Raw genomic sequence first — 15,821 nt, 5'->3', positions numbered from 1 at the left:
CCGGGCCCGATAAGGGGCGTGGCTGGCCGCGCCGCGGTATAACAGGTCCGGGAGGTGGGTCACATGGCCGGTGCGGGTGAAATCGGCGTCACCGTCGTGCAGCCCGGGGAGGGTGAGTATGTGGCCCTCCCGGGTTTCGGGGCGGTGTTCAAACTGACCAGTGAGACCAACGGGGGTGAGGTGTCGATCGTCGAGCACCCGTTCGAGGTCGGCCTGCTCACGGCGGCGCACATGCACACCCGCGAGGACGAGCACTCGATCGTGCTGGCCGGTGAGATCGGCTTCCGCTCCGACGACAGCGAAGTGGTGCTGGGGCCCGGGGGCTACATCACCAAGCCCCGCGGGCAGATGCACGCGATGTGGAACGCCGGCAGCGAGCCCGGCCGCATCATCGAGGTCATCACGCCGGGCGGTTTCGAGAACTATTTCCGCGAGCTCGGGGAGCTGCTCGTCGAGCACGCCGACGACCCGGTCGGCAAGGTCCTGCACGAGCTGCCCGAGTTCGCTGAGCTGGCCGACAAGTACGGGCTGACTTACGGGTCGCCCGGCTGGATGGACGACATCGCGCGGCGGTACGGCCTGAACCCGCCGTCGCACTGAGACCGGCCTCGCCGAGGTCGCCGTGCCGGCTGTGCTCGTCGCACGATCCGCGACCGTGGCGGCAATCTCGCCGCCGAAAGGCCGTTGACAGGGCGATTTGGTCGCCGTGATGCGGGTTCGGTAACCTGGCATTCACCAACGCGGGGTGGAGCAGCTCGGTAGCTCGCTGGGCTCATAACCCAGAGGTCGCAGGTTCGAATCCTGTCCCCGCTACCAGCGGAAATGGCCCTCAGGCGTAAGCCTGGGGGTCATTTTCATGCCGTATGGCAACATACGCTGGCTAGCTCTGGGCCGCAGCTGCGAAAACGAGCGCCCACAACCGTTGAATTGTGTCGTGGTGCTATCAGTCGCGGCGAGTGAACCGAATCTCGACCCGCGTATGGTCGAGCGCCAAAGGCAGCGGTTGGTCTGGGTTGAGTCTGGCGCCGGTAGCCGCAGGGCTGCGCTCGCCCAGTAGTTCGGTCAATATGACGGTGCCGAGCTGGAGCGCAAGATCGGCACCGGGGCAGCCCTGCGGGCCGTGACTGAAAAAGTTGAACGACCAGGATGTGCGAGCGGCTCCTTCGGTCCAATCAGCAGGATCGAAGCGATCGGCCCCCGGGAACCGGGTGGTGTCGCGGTGGTTGAAGGTGTTGACGATCATGATTTGTGTTCCTCCTGGCACCGTCGCACCATCCCACGCGGTGGCCCGGGTCAGGGTTCGCGCCAGCATCGGCGTGGTGGGCCACAGGCGCATCGCTTCGGAGAGGCAGCCGGCCAAGTAGTCGCGGCCGCTTCCTTCATTGATCCCGTTCTGCGCCTTCGCGAGGATGGCGGGGTGAGTGGCCAGCAGCATCAGGCAGCGCCAGAGGTTGATGGCCAGGGTGTCACCCATCGCGAACATCCAGTGAATGACTTGGTGGGTCGGGTACGTGATGTCGGAGGCGGGCGCCGCGGCGAATTGTCCGACGAGACTGTGTGCGTCCGCGGCCTTCACGTAGCGGTCCAGCGCGGTCAGGAAGGTGTCGAAAAGCTCGGGGTCTCCCTTGCCGGGTGGGTTGGCTTTGGCCATCAGCGTCACGAGTTGCGCCGAGATTTGCTTGTCGTCGGTTGCTTTGTCGCCGAGAATGATTCGCCGCGCGACTCGTTGTATCGCGCCGTGGAACTGCGGCCACGTAAGCGTGTCGGGCATAGACCGTGCTTCCTCACGAGCGACCCCGTCGCATCGATCCGCGATCGCGCCGCCACCCGTGGCGTGCGCCAGCACGGCGTCGGTGAATCGGCGACGGTCCGACCAATGGCTGCCTCGAGAGATGGTCAGGGCGTGCGGCTGAAACTTGGTCATTCCGGAGCGTTTTGGTTCGGGATCGGACGCGAACGGCTCTGGCGCGCGGGAGAGTACGAACCGGATCTGGTCGGGCCCGAAGACGAGCAGCGCGGGTTTGCCGCCCACTTTCACCCAGATCGGTCCATCACCGTAACGCCGGTGCAGCGCGGTGAGCAGCCGGTGTGCGCGACGGGCGACACGGGCTCGGTCGAGCGCAGCGGTTACCGCGGGCCGGCGGCTGAAGAGGCCCTCGGCAAGGTTGGGCAGCGCCACCAGCGCCGTGAAACGCAGGCTTTCGAGTGTGGTGGTGTGCGGCAGGGCCACTGTGCGACGGGTCAAAGTTCGTCACTTTTCACGAGGGCGTCGATGTGGCTGAGCAGTCCGCGGCGTGCGGGCTTGGCTTCAGGAACGGGCAGCAGCGGGTAGACGTGGATTGCCCCGGGCTGCTCGTGGTAGGTGATGCGGCCGGTGCCGAGGCTATCCCGCAGCCGACGACAGTCGGCGACGAAGATGTCGCGGTCGCCGATGTAGAGGTCGATGGGTGGAAGGTCTTGCAGCGCACCGAAGATGGGGCTGACCCGGTAGTCGTCCGCCGGGAGGCGTCCGGCCCATACGCGGCCGCATTCGCGTAGGCCGGGGACCGCGAGCCAGGGGTCGCGGTTGGCGAGGCTTGGGATGGCGGGATTGGTCAGTGCGATGTCAAGCCAGGGGCTGATCAGCGTGAGCCCGAGCGGCGGGGTGGCTCCGGCGCTGATGGTCGCCTGGGTCGCGGCGAGCGCCAGGCCCGCGCCGGAGGAGTCTCCGGCCAGATAGGTGGGCCCATCATGCGCGGCCTGGCTGATCACCTGTCCTAGGAAGTCGATCGCTTCCTCGGCGTGGTGCTGCGGCGCGAGTCCGTAGAGGGGGACGTGTACGGGGTGCCGGGTTGCGTCGGCGATCGCGCAGACGAGCTTCCAATGCGCGGGTTGGATCTGGTTGACGTAGGCGCCCCCGTGGACGTAGATCACCGACGGGCCGCGGGCAGACGTGGGCTCACCGCTCGCTGATTGTACTGTGTAGCAATCGAACCCGCCCACGGTGGCACTGGTCAGATGGTAGCGACCTGAGGTGGCGAGCCGCGGGGGCGGTTCACCGCTTTTCTTGGGCCGGTTGAGAAAAGCGCGCGCACTCCGCTCCGTGGCATAGGTGCGAGGTCGACGGACGAGTCGCCCGTAGGTCGCGATGGCATGCATCTGCCAGGACATTGGCTACCGTACGACCGCAATCTTGAAGACAGCGCTGGTGACGGTGCCGAATGCGTTTCTGCCGCCGATGAATAGCCGTTTGGTGTCGTAGCCCGCGACGTCTTTCATGTTTTGGCCGCCGAAGCGGGCCGCGGCGCCGTCGGGCAGGACGACCTCGACGCCGAGCAGCCCGTGGCGGACCTCTAGACGTTCCTCGCCGGTGGCGTTGGCGATCAGCTCGCCGACGGTGCGGTCGAGGCCCTCGGTTGGGACGGCCGGGCAGGTCACACCCTGCTCGTCGAGTCTGCGTGAGAGGTCGCCGAGGGTGACCGCGGCGCCGACCACCAGGTTCAAGTTGCCGGTGTTGACCTCGACCGTGGTGTCCTCGCCGTCGGCGTGCGCCGCGAAGGTCGGATGACCTTCGAGCGCCGCGCGCACGGCGGCTTCGAACGCGGGCAGCGCGGGTTCTTCTGGTGAAGGTTCGGGCAGCATGATGCCGGGGTTGAAGGTGTGCGCGGGATCGAAGACCTGCTTGAGGACGCGTTGGGCGGCGATCTCGACCGGGGTGAAGCGTTTGGTCATGAATTGGATCTTCTCGGTGCCGACGCCGTGCTCGCCGGTGATGGTGCCATCCAGTTTTAGTGCCGCTTCGATGATTTCGTTGTTGGCGGCCTCCAACGCCGCGGGCGCGTCGGGGTTCTCCTTGTCGTAGAAGGTGGTCGGGTGTAGATCCCCGTCGCCGGCATGTCCGGTCACGGCGATGAACAACAGGGCGTCCGAGTGTCGTTTGGCGGCGTCCTGGATTGCCTGCTGCATCTCCGGAATGTGTTGGCGTGGAACGGTGACGTCGCCGATGAAGAAGCCTTTGCCGCTGTGCACTACGGCGTCCGGGGCGTGGAGGCGTCCATACCAGAGCTTGGCGCGGGCATCGTCGTCATCGGCGCGGCGCACCTCGGTGGCGTGTTGTCGCAAGACCTTTTCGACGATCGCGGCGTCGCGATCGACCTCGGCGGCGGTTCCGTCGACGTCGATGAGCACGATCGCGTCGGCGTCGGTGGGATAGCCGGTGTCGGTGAACTGCTGCAGGCCGTTGATGCCGGCTCGGTCGAGCCATTCGACGGCCGCGGGCACGGTCCCGGTCCGGATGATCGCGGAGATGGTTTCGGCTGCCTCCCGGGCGGTGGTGAAGCTGCCCATCAGGCTGCGAGTGACCGGCGCGATGGGGCGCAACGCGACGGTCGCCTCCGTGAGGATCGCCAGAGTGCCTTCGGAGCCGATCAAAATCCCGAGCAGGTCCGGGCCGTCGTCGCCCGCGTTGACATTGATCACTGAGCCATCAGCCAGAACCGCTTCGACGCTCAGGACGTGGTTGTAGGTGACGCCGTATTTGAGAGCGTGCGGGCCACCAGCGTTTTCGATGATGTTGCCGCCGATGCTCGCCAGGTGTGCCGAGACCGGGTCGGGGGAGAACACCAGTTTGTGCGGGGCTAGCTGCTGCTGCAGATCGAAGTTGATGACACCGGGCTGGACCCGGGCGGTGCGAGCTGTCGGGTTGATATCGAGGACCCGGTTCATCTGGGTTAGATCGATCACCACGCGGTCCGCGGCGGCCATGACTCCGGCACTGCAGTTCGAAGCGCCGGCGCGGGTAACCAACGAAACATGATGTTCGGCCGCGACTTTGACTGCGGCGACGATGTCGTCGCGACTGCGCGGGCGCAACACGAGGCCCGGTTGTTGGCCGAAACCCCAATAGTCCTTGCTATTTTCGGCTAACGCGGCATCGTCACTGGCCACCGCGTCACCGCCATGAAGCGCTTCGGCAAACGCCGCAACGATCGTGTCATCCACCAGATGTCTCCTAGCTGCCGAATCCGCCGGGCACGGGTGTCGTGCGGGCGTTGATCAGGGTGGGTCGGTCGCGGTCGGCGATGCCGGCCTTCACCAACTCGAATACCTCGTCAGAGCTGTGTGCTTCGTGGGCGTCGACGCCGTAGCTGGCCGCGGTCGCGACGATGTCGAGGCCGGGGATGTCGAGCCCGGGGACGTTCGGGGTCTTCTCCCACACGCCGAACTCTTTGACCACGCCGTACTCGGCGTTGGACGCGACGACAATGGTGAGCGGGACGTTGTAGCGTGCCGCGCTCCACAGCGCGGTGATCGCGTACTGGATCGAGCCGTCGCCCATCAACGACACGACCGGGCGGTCGGGCGCCGCGATTTGAGCACCGACGGATGCCGGCAAGCCCCAGCCGAGTCCGCCGCCTGCGGAGGACAGATGCGAGAGCGGATTTCCCGGACGGATGCTCTCCGTAATTGCAATCTCGTTACTGCCGGCCTCGCTCACCCACAGTGTGTCCGCGGGCGCGGCATGACCGACGGTGGTCCAGAGATCCGCGGGCTTGAGCGGCACCTGCTCCGAGACCCGTTGCGGGACCGCGGCGCGCGGCGCGGGTGCGGAGCGCTGGGTGGGTTTGACCGCCGCCGCCAAGGCTCGCGCCGCGGTGCGAATATCCGCGACGATCGCGTCGCCGACGGGGGCGCGGGCGGCCTCGTCGGGATCGTTGGTGATCTGGATCAAACGTGCGCCGCTGGGCAGGTAGGGCCCCGGTACCAACGGGTAGTAGCGGAACACCGGCGTCCCGATCGTGAGGATCAGGTCATGGCCCCCGAGAAGTCCGGAGATCCAGCCCGCCCCGGGGGGCAGTGCGCCGTGATAGAGCCGGTGATTCTCCGGGAAGCCGCTCCAACCGGTCAAAGGTGCGGTGTACACGGGTGATTCGGTGCGCTCGGCCAGCTCGATCACCGCGTCGTAGGCGTCGTAGCGGTCGATATCGCCGCCGACGATGATCGCCGGCGAGGTGGCGGCGTCGAGTTGTGCGCCGACCTGCTCCGCCAGCTCGGTCGGGAAGCCGGCCGCGTGGGTCACGGTGCGATCGCGCACCACCGCGATGTCGGCGAGTTGGTCGTCGGTCAGTTCGATCGGCATGTCGTCCATCGGCAGGGAGACGAACACCGGGCCCATCGGCGGGGTGGTGGCCACGTGGATCGCGCGGGCAAGCACGGCCGGGGACTCACTGGCGATTGCGGGTTCGGCTGCCCACTTGATGAACGGCTTAGGCACCGCGGTGGGTTCGTGATTGGTCAGCAGGCAGTACTGGTTTTGCATGTTGCGGCGCTGGTTGCCCGCGGTGATGATCAGCGGGGTTTTGTTGACGTAGGCGTTGTAGATCTGGCCTTGCGCGTTACCCATGCCAGGGGCGGTGTGCAGATTGACCACCGCGGGACGGCGGGTTATTTGCGCGTAGGCGTCGGCCATCCCGACCGGGATCATTTCCTGCAGACCCAAGAAGTAGCGGAAGTCGTCGGGAAAGTCTTGCAGCAGAGCCAATTCCGATGAGCCGGGGTTGCCGAACCAGGTGGTCAGATTGTGTGAGCGGAACAGGTCGAGGATGGCGTCGCGCACTGTGGTCATGGGTGGCCGCTTTCGTGTGAGTGAAAAGAAGAGTTAGTCGAGTTCCCCGGCTACGGGATTCAGCGCCCAGTTCAAGGCGAAGTCGGCGACTTCTTCCCATCCCGGTGCGCCGCAAGTGAAATGGTCTCGCTCAGGGAAGAGCTTGTAGGCGGTGATCGCGGCCGAGTGCTCGGTGTTCTTCGTGTAGTTCTCATGCTGCACCGCGGGCGGCAGAATGTGGTCGTGGCCACCGGCGATGAACAGCAACGGCGCGCGATCGTCGTTGGCGAAGTTGTAGGTGGTGGCCGCGTCGTGCGTGAAATTGGCCAGGCCTCCCTGGAACAAGATTCGCGCCGGTACCGGCACCGCGTAACGCTCATAGGCGACCTGGGAGTCCGATTCGGTGAGTGTGTTGGTGAACGCGTAGTGGAATTGCGCTGCCGTGATGGGCACAGCGCGGCGCAGGTTGGCAGGGTTTTTCAATACCGGAAACGTAGCCCGAATCTCGGAGAACGGCAGCGCTTTGATGCCCTTGACGGCCGCGCCGTCGATGGACACTCCGGCTCGCCCATAACCGGCGTCAAGCAGGAGCTGCACGAAAGTACCGCCGAAGGAATGGCCCATCAGGATCGGCGGTTCGGTGAGTTCGCCGATGAGCTCGGCGAGATGATCCATGACCTCCCGCACCCCGAGGTCGGCCAACGGTGAGGGGTCCTCTCGAAGCGCTGCGACCCCGGCCGGGCCCGGGGCCACGCCCGGGTAACCCGGCGTCAGGACGGTGAACCCGCGGGCTCGGTAACGCGCTACCCAGTCCTCCCACGCAAGCGGCGTCATCCACAGGCCGTGGACCAAAACGATGGTTTGCTCAGGGGCGGCGTTCATGACATGAATCGTGGCTGCCGCAAGCGCGCTTCACAATGAACGGCAGCCCAAAGTAGCAATCTCGCACCTTGTGCCCCGGCACAACGGCGTGCGGCGCTTTACGATTCGATACATGTTGCAGCAGCGACCGCAAACAGGGCTCGTCGATCGCGTGCGGCAACAGTCGGACAAGATCGTGACGAAGGTGCTCGCGCGGCTTGGCACTGAAGTCCCTGACTACCTTCCCAGCGGTGAATACAGCGCTGACGCTGTCCGCGACAACATCGCCGATTACCTGGCGGAAATGCTCGCCTGGATTGAACTCGGCGCCGATCCTGGTCACTGGGATCTCGACACCGCAAATCGAATGCGTCATCGTGCCAGCCAGGGCCTGACACTGTCGAGTTTGTTGCACGCCTACCGCCTCGGCGCGGCGGCTATCTGGGACGAGCTCGCACAACTGGCGGTCACCGACGAACTCGACAACGAAGCTCTCATCGCTGCGACACCGTCCATCTTCGCGTGGATGAACACCAATTCGCTTCGCGCGCATGCGGTTTTCCGTGAAATAGAGATCCGCGATGCGCGGCGCAACGAACAGGTGCGAGCCGCCCTACTCGATACGGTGCTCTTCAACGAATCCAGCATCGGAGCGGCGTTCTGGGACGCTGTCGCCGCCCTCGGCCTGCCCCGGACAGGCCAGCTATCGGTGATGGCGGCCGCCACCGCCGCGCCTGTGGCCGCGCCGGCGCCCCCCGACATCGAAACACTGATCTCTGCGCACCCCGCCGTCCAAGGTTCGTGGTTTCGCCTCGCATCTCATTCGCAACTGGGGATCGTGGCCCTTCGACCGAGCCGCGCCGACGCGCTGGACAGCATCGCCGAGAACGCCTGCGCCAACGTCCCGATCCTGATCGGCCTCAGCAGCCCCTTCACCGCGATCGCGGACTGCTCGAAAGCCCGCGCGCAGGCACTAGTCGCCATGTCCGCCTCCACCAACGACCGACCGACGACTCGCTACAACCGCGACGTGCTGGCCGTATTACTCGCCAGCTCACCCGACGTGGCCGAGGCTGTCGTGACCGCCACCTTAGGACCGGTGCTCCAGCTACCGGCCGAGCGAGCCCAACCGCTGATCAGCACCGTCCAAAGTTGGTTACAACTCGGCCAGTCGGTAGCGGCAACGGCAAAAAAAATGCATTGTCATCGCAATACCGTGAATTACCGACTGCGGCGATTCGCCGAGCTCACCGGAAAGCCATTAACCGACAACATCTGGCTGGCCCAAGTCGCGCTGGCGCTCGAAGCTTCAGGCGCACAGTCGACACCGCCCACGACCGCTGGGCCGCCGGCTCCTTAAGGGTTTTTATTCAGTCTTTGAAGGTCCCACGCGTTCGCGCGCACATCGGTATCGTCCTTGCTGACGACAACGTCCCTCGGATGGCCTGGGTGAGGCGGTGAAGTGGAGAGGTTGGTTCAGACGCTGGCCACGTTGACGGATCCAGTGTCGTTGATGAGCCGCATCGCTGAACAGGCCTGCGCCCTGTTACCCAAAGCTGATGGAGCGGCCATTACGCTGCTGCGTGCCAGCGATAACGAGTACGTGGCAGTTTCCGGGCACGGCGTGCTTGCGAATACGCCGGGTTTCGTGGTGCCCAAGCAGAGCAGTTTTCAGGGCCTCGTCGCGCGGGAGAAACGACCGAAACTCATCGACGATGCGCAGGTCGACCCACGACTGTCGCAACGCGTCCGCGCGATGAACGCCCAGTGGGGCACCCGGTCATGGGCGGTGATTCCGCTGATGCACAACGACGACACCATCGGCTCGCTGTTGCTGGCCGCGAAAGCCCCGAATGCATTCAACGAGGCAGATGTCGACCTGATGCGCGCGATCAGTGAATTCGTTTCCGCCTTGACCTACGTGATGGCCGACAACGGCGAGCCCGGGCAGCACGCCATCACGGCGCAATTCGTCGCTTCGGTGATGCTACCGGAAGCGGTGGAGCTCAAGGGGCTGCAAGATCGGCTGGACGCTGTGATGGCGCAACCGGAGGCCATGCGCGCCGCCTTCCAACCCATCGTCCATCTGGCAAGTGGTGCGACATTTGCGTACGAAGGGTTGACACGTTTTCCCGCATCGCCGGAGTTGACCCCGACGCAATGGTTCAGCGCTGCCCGCCGCCTGGGCCGGGGTGTCGACTTGGAACATGCCGCGCTTTGCGCAGTCCTGGCCGCCGCTCGCCGTATCGCCACTGATTGTCCGGTCGCCGTCAACCTGAGTCCCCGCGCAGCGCTGGAGCCGGCGATTCACGACGTGCTGGCGAGCCAGGGCCGGGCGCTGATCGTGGAAATCACCGAGCACGAACCCTTTCCCGATGACCTAGCCGCGGGTCTGCAACGTCTTCGTCGCCGCGGGATACAGCTGGCAGTCGACGATGCCGGCGCCGGATATGCCAGCTTCACCCAACTGCTGCGACTCCGTCCAGACGTCATCAAGATCGACGGGGAGTTGATCACCGGCGTGGACGACGATCCCGCCAAACGTGCGTTGACGATTGCACTGAACACGCTGGCATCCGAGCTCCACGCGAAGGTAGTGGCTGAAGCTGTGGAGACAGCCGGCCAGTTACAGACGCTGATCCGTCTCGGTGTCGAATACGGCCAAGGCTTCTACCTTGGACGACCTCACCCAGACGCCCGGCCATGCCGCGCCGGGCGAGTCAGCCCGCGCGAGCGTGCCGCGCGGCGCCCCCTGGTGTCGGGGTGATCCGCTCGCCGACACAACGGAACGCCGGGGGCGTCTTCGTGCCCCAAAGAAGGAACGACGATGAGGCATGCCGGGCGGTGTCCCGGCGCCTCTAAGTGGGCACGGCTTCGATGACGCACAGGGGGCCCGCCGTCTGCACCACGCGCTGCAACCGGAAGCCCCCGCGCCGCAGGAGGTCGGTCCACTGCTCGAGGCCGCGTTCCAAGGCGCCCGCCAAAACCAGCATCTCTATATCGGCATAGTGGCCGAGGTATTCGCGGTTGTGATCGGGGACGACCATCTCCAGCAGCAGCAATTTCGCCCCCGCAGGGGCCGCGGCTTTGATGGTGCCGAGGATCGCGATGGCTTTGTCATCGGGCCAGTCGTGGATGACGTTCTTCATCACGTAGGCATCAGCGGACGGCACGCTTTCGAAGAACGACCCGCCGACCACTGTCACGCGGTCGGCGACACCGTGTGCGGTCAACACCGGCGGTGCTCCCTCGACAGCCTGCGGGAGGTCGAACAGCACACCGCGGGCATTGGGTGCGGCGGCGAGGAGGGACGACAGTAGCCGGCCGTGGCCGCCACCAATGTCGGCGATGACGCCGAAATTGGCGAAGTCGTATGCCGCGACCACCGCTGCTTCTAACACCGACGACGTTGAGGTCATCGCATCGTTGAATATCTCAGCGAACTCGGGGTCATCGGAGAGGTAGGCGAAGAGGTCCTTTCCTAACACTTTCGGCGGGTTCGGCTCCCCGGTCCGGACTGCATCCGCCAGCCGCGTCCAGTTCGCCCGATGCTGCGGCGAGCCGTACAACAGGGCAATCCCACGCATGGAGACAGGTGAGTCAGTGCGCAACGTGTCGGCCAGCGCGTTGAGCGCGTAACGGCCGTCGCGGCGCCTACGAAACACGCCGCGGCTGATCAGCAACCGCATTAGCCGCGCCAGGCTGTCCGGGTCGGCCCCGACGCGCTGCGCCAGCTCCTCCTTGGTCAATGGGCCCGCAGCAAGCGCGTCGGCGACACCGAGTTGGGCGGACGCGGCGACGGCCTGCGACAGAAAGGCCCCGAAGATGATGTCAACGACCGTGATCGGCGGAGGTGCCAGTCGCTGGTATAAGCGCCCCACGTGATGGCGGACGCGCTCGACAGCGCGAGCCACCCGGGCGGGTGGCAGCTTCGGGGTCGATGTCGGTGGATTCGGCGGCATCGTTCTCCTTGGGCTCGGGGCCGTGGCAGTCGCGGCAGTGGGCGTCTGACCGATCGTTCGCGTGGCGCATCTTCGCCCAGGGTGGTAGCTGATATGCCCCTATCCGGGCAGCACGGCCTCGATGGCGCTGATCACCTCGGGCGCGTCCGGTGCGGTACGGGGCCGGAACCGCTGCACCACCTGACCGTCGGGCGCGATCAGGAACTTCTCGAAATTCCACTGGATGTCGCCGGCCTCGCCGGCGGAATCGGCGGCCTTGGTCAGCTCGGCGTAGAGCGGATGCCGGTCGTCGCCGTTGACGTCGGCCTTGGCCAGCAGCGGGAACGTCACGCCGTACGTCGTCGAACAGAACTCCTGGATCTCCTCGGCTGTGCCCGGCTCCTGGCCCATGAACTGGTTGCAGGGCACGCCGACGACGGTCAAGCCGCGCTCGCCATAGTCCTCGGCGAGCTTCTCCAGGGCGGTGTATTGCGGAGTGAGTCCACACTTCGAGGCGACGTTGACAACCAGCGTTGCGCCGTCGGCCAATTCGGCCAGCGTGGTCGGCCGGCCGTCGAGGGTGGTCAAGGGGATGTCTTTGAGGGTCACGCCGACGACGCTAACGCAAATCCCGGCTCCTGATTCTGCAAACGGCGGTTCGCATAATGACCGCCCCCAAGGTAGATTCCTGTGGACTTCGTTATTGAATACGCGTGCGGGGCCGGGAACGAGACGCAGGGGGGTGTGAGGCGCTGGTGCCAACGTCTTCGCCGGTGCAGATCAACTCCCAACGGCTCCCGCCGTACCGATGGATCGCGGTGGGCGTGCTGATCATCCTGGCCATCGTTTTCACCCTGGTATACGTGCAGTTCCGCGGCGGGTTCACCGCGAAGACGAAGCTGACGATGCTGGCGTCACGGGCCGGGCTGGTGATGGATCCCGGCTCGAAGGTCACCTATAACGGGGTGGAGATCGGCCGCGTCGGCAACATCTCCGAGACGGTGCGCGACGGCAAGCCGGCCGCCAAGTTCACGCTCGAGGTGTACCCGCGTTATTTGTCGCTCATCCCGGCCAACGTCGACGCCGACATCAAGGCGACCACGGTGTTCGGCGGCAAGTACGTGTCGCTGACGACGCCGAAAGACCCGTCACCGCAACGAATCAGCCCGCATACGGTGATCGACGCGCGGTCGGTGACCACCGAGATCAACACGCTGTTCCAGACGATCGTGTCGATCAACGAGAAGGTCGATCCGGTCAAACTCAACCTGACGTTGAGCGCCGCCGCCCAGGCGCTGACCGGCCTCGGCGACAAATTCGGCCAATCGGTGGTGAACGCCAACGCGGTCCTCGATGACGTCAATCCGCAGATGCCGCAGGCGCGCCGCGACGTCCAGCTGCTGGCCGGGCTGGGGGACACCTACGCCGACGCCGCACCCGATCTGTTCGATTTCCTGAACAACGCGGTGATCACGTCGCGCACCATCAACCGGCAGCAGAAGGACTTGGATCAGGCCTTGCTCTCGGCGGCCGGGTTCGGCAACACCGGCGCCGACATCTTCAACAAGGGCGGCCCGTACCTGGCGCGCGGCGCGCAGGACCTGGTGCCGTCGGCGCAGCTGCTGGACACCTACAGCCCGGCGATCTACTGCACGCTGCGCAACTACCACGACGTGGTGCCCCTCACCGGCGCCTCCGAGGGCGGTTTCAACGGCTACTCGCTGAACATGAACACCGAGGCGCTGTCCGGGCTGGGACTGTTGGCCAATCCCGTGTCGGCGGTGGCCACCATCGCCAGTCTGGTCGGCGGCCTGGCCGGCGTCGTCGGCGGCGCGCCGAACCCGTATACCTACCCCGAAAACCTGCCGCGGGTAAACGCGCGCGGCGGGCCGGGCGGCGCCCCGGGGTGCTGGCAGCCCATCACCCGTCACCTGTGGCCGGCACCGGAATTGGTGATGGACACCGGGAACAGCATCGCCCCGTACAACCATCTCGACACCGGCTCGCCGTACGCGATCGAATACGTCTGGGGCCGCCAGGTGGGGGACAACACGATCAATCCCTAGCACCGCGGCGCGAAGAATGCAGAATAACTTCGTGCTGGCGGACAGGGACTGGTGACGTGGCCGGGTTTGGGTTCCACACCCTGGCGCTGCTGACCGCCATCGGGCTGGCCGGCCCGCTGTTGGCCGCGCTGCCGCGCCTGCGGATCCCGGTGATCATCGGTGAGCTGATTGCGGGCCTGGTCGTCGGCCGAACCGGGCTGGGCCTCGTCGACGTCACCAACCCGACGTTCCAGTTACTCGCCAACATCGGCTTCGCGCTGGTCATGTTCGTCGTCGGCACGCACGTCCCGGTGCGCGCCGGCGCGTTGCGCTCGTCGCTACCGCGGGCGCTGGCGCGCGCGGGGTTGGCCGGCGCCGTCGCGGTGGCGCTCGGTGTCGGCCTGGCGGCGGCCTTCGGGACCGGGCACGCGGCGATGTACGGGGTCTTGATGGCCTCGTCATCGGCGGCCTTGGCGCTGCCGGTGATCGACTCGCTGAAACTGCAGGGGCCGCAGGTGATCGCCGTGACCGCACAGGTAGCGGTCGCCGATGCCGCATGTATCGTGTTGCTGCCGTTGGTGATTGATCTACGCCACGCGCCGACGGCCGCGCTGGGTGCGCTGGCGATCGGGGGTTGCGCGGTGGTGTTGTACCTGCTGCTGCGCCGATCCGACGGTTGGCGCCGCCGTCTGCACGTCTACTCCGAGAAGCGCCGGTTCGCATTGGAGTTGCGGACCAGCCTCATCGTGCTGTTCGGCCTGGCGGCGCTCGCCGTGAGCGCGCGGGTGTCCGTCATGCTGGCGGGCTTCGCGGTGGGCCTGGTGGTCGGCATGGTCGGCGAACCGCGACGGTTGGCGCGTCAGCTGTTCGGCATCACCGAGGGGTTTTTCAGCCCGCTGTTCTTCGTCTGGCTCGGCGCTTCGCTGCAGGTGCGCGAACTGGGGTCGCACCCGAAACTCATCCTGCTCGGCGCGGGGCTCGGCCTCGGCGCCGTCCTGGCCCACTGCGCCGGCAGGCTGCTCGGCCAACCGCTGACCCTGGCGGTGCTGTCGGCCGCGCAGCTCGGCGTGCCGGTGGCTGCGGCGACAATCGGCACCGAGGAACACCTCCTGGTCGCGGGCGAAGCGTCGGCGCTGATGTTCGGCGCCCTGCTGACGATCGCCGCCACCTCGATCGCGGGCGCGTTTGCGTCGCGAAGCCAGGTGACCAACGACCCCACCGCCGTGGGACATCCGGAGCCTCGAAGGCACGACTGAAGCGTCGCCCGCCCAGCTGCGCGATTGGCCCAAAGTCCCTTGCGCTAGAGCCGTCGTGCCCTCGTCGGACGGGCGGGGATCCGCGATCGTGGTAAGACGACGCAAGACCGAAGGGGAACGACCCATGAACGCCCGCTTTCCGGATGCCGGCATGGTCCGGACGGTCCTTAGCCTGGCATCTCGGGCGCCCTCGGTGCACAACTCGCAACCCTGGCGGTGGCGGGTGGACGCGACGAGCCTGCACCTGTACTCCGATGACAGCCGCCAACTGCCCAACATCGACCCGGACGGTCGGGACCTGATGCTGAGTTGCGGTGCGGCGCTGCATCATTGCGTCGTCGCGCTGGCGGCGGTCGGGTGGCTGTCCAAGGTGACCCGGTTGCCGAATCCCGCCGACCCGAGTCATCTTGCCGCGCTTGAACTTTCGCCGCATGGGGCCGACTCCGTCGACATCGCGCTGGCCGCCGCCATCCCGCGACGGCGAACCGACCGGCGCAACTACAGCTCGTGGCCTGTGCCGGTGGGAGACGTCGCCCTGATGGCGGCGCGGGCGGCGCGCAACGGGGTGACGCTGTGCCAGGTCGAAGACCTCGACAACCTGCGGAAGATCGTCGCGCAGTCCGTCCGGGATCACCTGAACCAGGACTATCTGGCCGAGCTGGCGGCGTGGAGCGGCCGCTACGCGTCGGTGGCCGGCGTTCCCGCCCGCAACACGCCCGCGCCGGACCCGGCCGCGAAGATCCCGGGTCGCTTCTTCGCCGGCCCGGTGCTGCCGATGCCGCCCGACTCCTCGCCGGCCGACGACAACGCCGTGGTGCTGGCGCTGGGCACCCGCGACGACGACCGTCTCGCCCAGCTGCGCGCCGGTGAGGCGACCAGCGTCGTGCTGCTCACCGCGACGTCGCTGGGGCTGGTCAGTTGCCCGGTGACCGAACCGCTGGAAACGCCCGGCACTCGCGCGGCGGTCCAATCCGACATCTTCGGCGACAGCCACTACCCGCAGATGCTGCTGCGCGTCGGGTGGGCGCCGATCAACGCGGACCCGTTGCCGGCCACGCCGCGGCGCGAGCTGGGAGACTTCGTCGAATGGATGACCGATCACGAGCGCCGGGTCACCCTCTGAATCGGCGAAACC

At 66.4% G+C, this 15,821-nt stretch carries 13 protein-coding genes, 1 tRNA gene and 1 pseudogene; 7 read left to right on the top strand and 8 right to left on the bottom strand.

The genetic code is table 11. The features are described from left to right. Positions 1–63: 63 nt before the first annotated feature. Positions 64–600, top strand: a complete 537-nt coding sequence (locus ACEL92_RS20915; RefSeq protein WP_374022559.1) for a cupin domain-containing protein — start codon at positions 64–66, stop codon at positions 598–600. 139 nt (positions 601–739) lie between these two features. Beyond that, positions 740–816 (top strand) — tRNA-Met (locus ACEL92_RS20910). Positions 817–943: 127 nt separating this feature from the next. Here ACEL92_RS20910 and ACEL92_RS20905 read toward each other — a convergent pair. From ACEL92_RS20905 to ACEL92_RS20880, 6 genes and pseudogenes are all read right to left on the bottom strand, one after another. Further along, a complete protein-coding gene (locus tag ACEL92_RS20905; RefSeq protein ID WP_374026311.1) occupies positions 944–1,771 on the bottom strand; it encodes a cytochrome P450 in 828 nt (275 codons plus the stop codon). A gap of 27 nt (positions 1,772–1,798) precedes the next feature. Continuing rightward, positions 1,799–2,179: pseudogene (locus tag ACEL92_RS20900) on the bottom strand (cytochrome P450); the annotation flags it as partial. Positions 2,180–2,241: 62 nt separating this feature from the next. Further along, positions 2,242–2,913: an alpha/beta hydrolase fold domain-containing protein gene (locus tag ACEL92_RS20895; protein WP_374022558.1), complete on the bottom strand. Its 672-nt coding sequence runs from the start codon at positions 2,911–2,913 to the stop codon at positions 2,242–2,244. Between the two features lie 240 nt (positions 2,914–3,153). Beyond that, the gene (locus ACEL92_RS20890; protein ID WP_374022557.1) at positions 3,154–4,980 is read right to left on the bottom strand and encodes an FAD-binding oxidoreductase; all 1,827 of its coding nucleotides are present in this window, start codon (positions 4,978–4,980) and stop codon (positions 3,154–3,156) included. Positions 4,981–4,990: 10 nt separating this feature from the next. Next, positions 4,991–6,604, bottom strand: coding sequence for a benzoylformate decarboxylase (gene mdlC, locus ACEL92_RS20885; RefSeq protein ID WP_374022556.1), 1,614 nt, complete (start codon positions 6,602–6,604; stop codon positions 4,991–4,993). A 33-nt stretch (positions 6,605–6,637) separates the two neighbouring features. Continuing rightward, positions 6,638–7,465: an alpha/beta hydrolase gene (locus ACEL92_RS20880; RefSeq protein WP_374022555.1), complete on the bottom strand. Its 828-nt coding sequence runs from the start codon at positions 7,463–7,465 to the stop codon at positions 6,638–6,640. Positions 7,466–7,577: 112 nt separating this feature from the next. Between ACEL92_RS20880 and ACEL92_RS20875 the strand changes: the two genes are divergently transcribed. Continuing rightward, a complete protein-coding gene (locus ACEL92_RS20875; protein ID WP_374022554.1) occupies positions 7,578–8,804 on the top strand; it encodes a PucR family transcriptional regulator in 1,227 nt (408 codons plus the stop codon). 102 nt (positions 8,805–8,906) lie between these two features. Continuing rightward, the gene (locus tag ACEL92_RS20870; protein ID WP_374022553.1) at positions 8,907–10,211 is read left to right on the top strand and encodes an EAL domain-containing protein; all 1,305 of its coding nucleotides are present in this window, start codon (positions 8,907–8,909) and stop codon (positions 10,209–10,211) included. A 91-nt stretch (positions 10,212–10,302) separates the two neighbouring features. On the opposite strand, the gene ACEL92_RS20865 is transcribed toward ACEL92_RS20870, so the two are convergent. Both ACEL92_RS20865 and ACEL92_RS20860 read right to left on the bottom strand, forming a co-directional pair. Then, positions 10,303–11,325: a methyltransferase gene (locus tag ACEL92_RS20865; protein ID WP_374026310.1), complete on the bottom strand. Its 1,023-nt coding sequence runs from the start codon at positions 11,323–11,325 to the stop codon at positions 10,303–10,305. Between the two features lie 180 nt (positions 11,326–11,505). Then, positions 11,506–11,994 (bottom strand): glutathione peroxidase, encoded by a 489-nt coding sequence (locus tag ACEL92_RS20860; protein WP_374022552.1) that lies wholly within the window; start codon positions 11,992–11,994, stop codon positions 11,506–11,508. A 164-nt stretch (positions 11,995–12,158) separates the two neighbouring features. Between ACEL92_RS20860 and ACEL92_RS20855 the strand changes: the two genes are divergently transcribed. The 3 genes from ACEL92_RS20855 to ACEL92_RS20845 all read left to right on the top strand — a co-directional run bounded on the left by ACEL92_RS20855 (position 12,159) and on the right by ACEL92_RS20845 (position 15,809). Then, complete coding sequence (locus ACEL92_RS20855) at positions 12,159–13,451, top strand: MCE family protein (RefSeq protein WP_374026309.1); 1,293 nt, start codon at positions 12,159–12,161, stop codon at positions 13,449–13,451. A gap of 56 nt (positions 13,452–13,507) precedes the next feature. Further along, positions 13,508–14,686, top strand: coding sequence for a cation:proton antiporter (locus ACEL92_RS20850; RefSeq protein ID WP_374022551.1), 1,179 nt, complete (start codon positions 13,508–13,510; stop codon positions 14,684–14,686). 124 nt (positions 14,687–14,810) lie between these two features. Next, a complete protein-coding gene (locus ACEL92_RS20845; RefSeq protein WP_374022550.1) occupies positions 14,811–15,809 on the top strand; it encodes an NAD(P)H nitroreductase in 999 nt (332 codons plus the stop codon). The last annotated feature ends 12 nt before the right edge of the window (positions 15,810–15,821 follow it).

It is taken from the genome of Mycobacterium hainanense (assembly GCF_041890355.1).
Taxonomy (GTDB): domain Bacteria; phylum Actinomycetota; class Actinomycetes; order Mycobacteriales; family Mycobacteriaceae; genus Mycobacterium; species Mycobacterium hainanense.
The sequence above is the reverse complement of the archived record's forward strand: the minus strand, read 5'-3'. Positions and strand labels throughout refer to the sequence as shown.

Coding starts and splice junctions, on each gene's coding strand:
- ACEL92_RS20915 (WP_374022559.1), top strand. CDS start 64: ATGGCCGGTGCGGGTGAAATCGGCGTCACCGTCGTGCAGCCCGGGGAG.
- ACEL92_RS20905 (WP_374026311.1), bottom strand. CDS start 1,771: ATGCCCGACACGCTTACGTGGCCGCAGTTCCACGGCGCGATACAACGA.
- mdlC (WP_374022556.1), bottom strand. CDS start 6,604: ATGACCACAGTGCGCGACGCCATCCTCGACCTGTTCCGCTCACACAAT.
- ACEL92_RS20880 (WP_374022555.1), bottom strand. CDS start 7,465: ATGAACGCCGCCCCTGAGCAAACCATCGTTTTGGTCCACGGCCTGTGG.
- ACEL92_RS20875 (WP_374022554.1), top strand. CDS start 7,578: ATGTTGCAGCAGCGACCGCAAACAGGGCTCGTCGATCGCGTGCGGCAA.
- ACEL92_RS20845 (WP_374022550.1), top strand. CDS start 14,811: ATGAACGCCCGCTTTCCGGATGCCGGCATGGTCCGGACGGTCCTTAGC.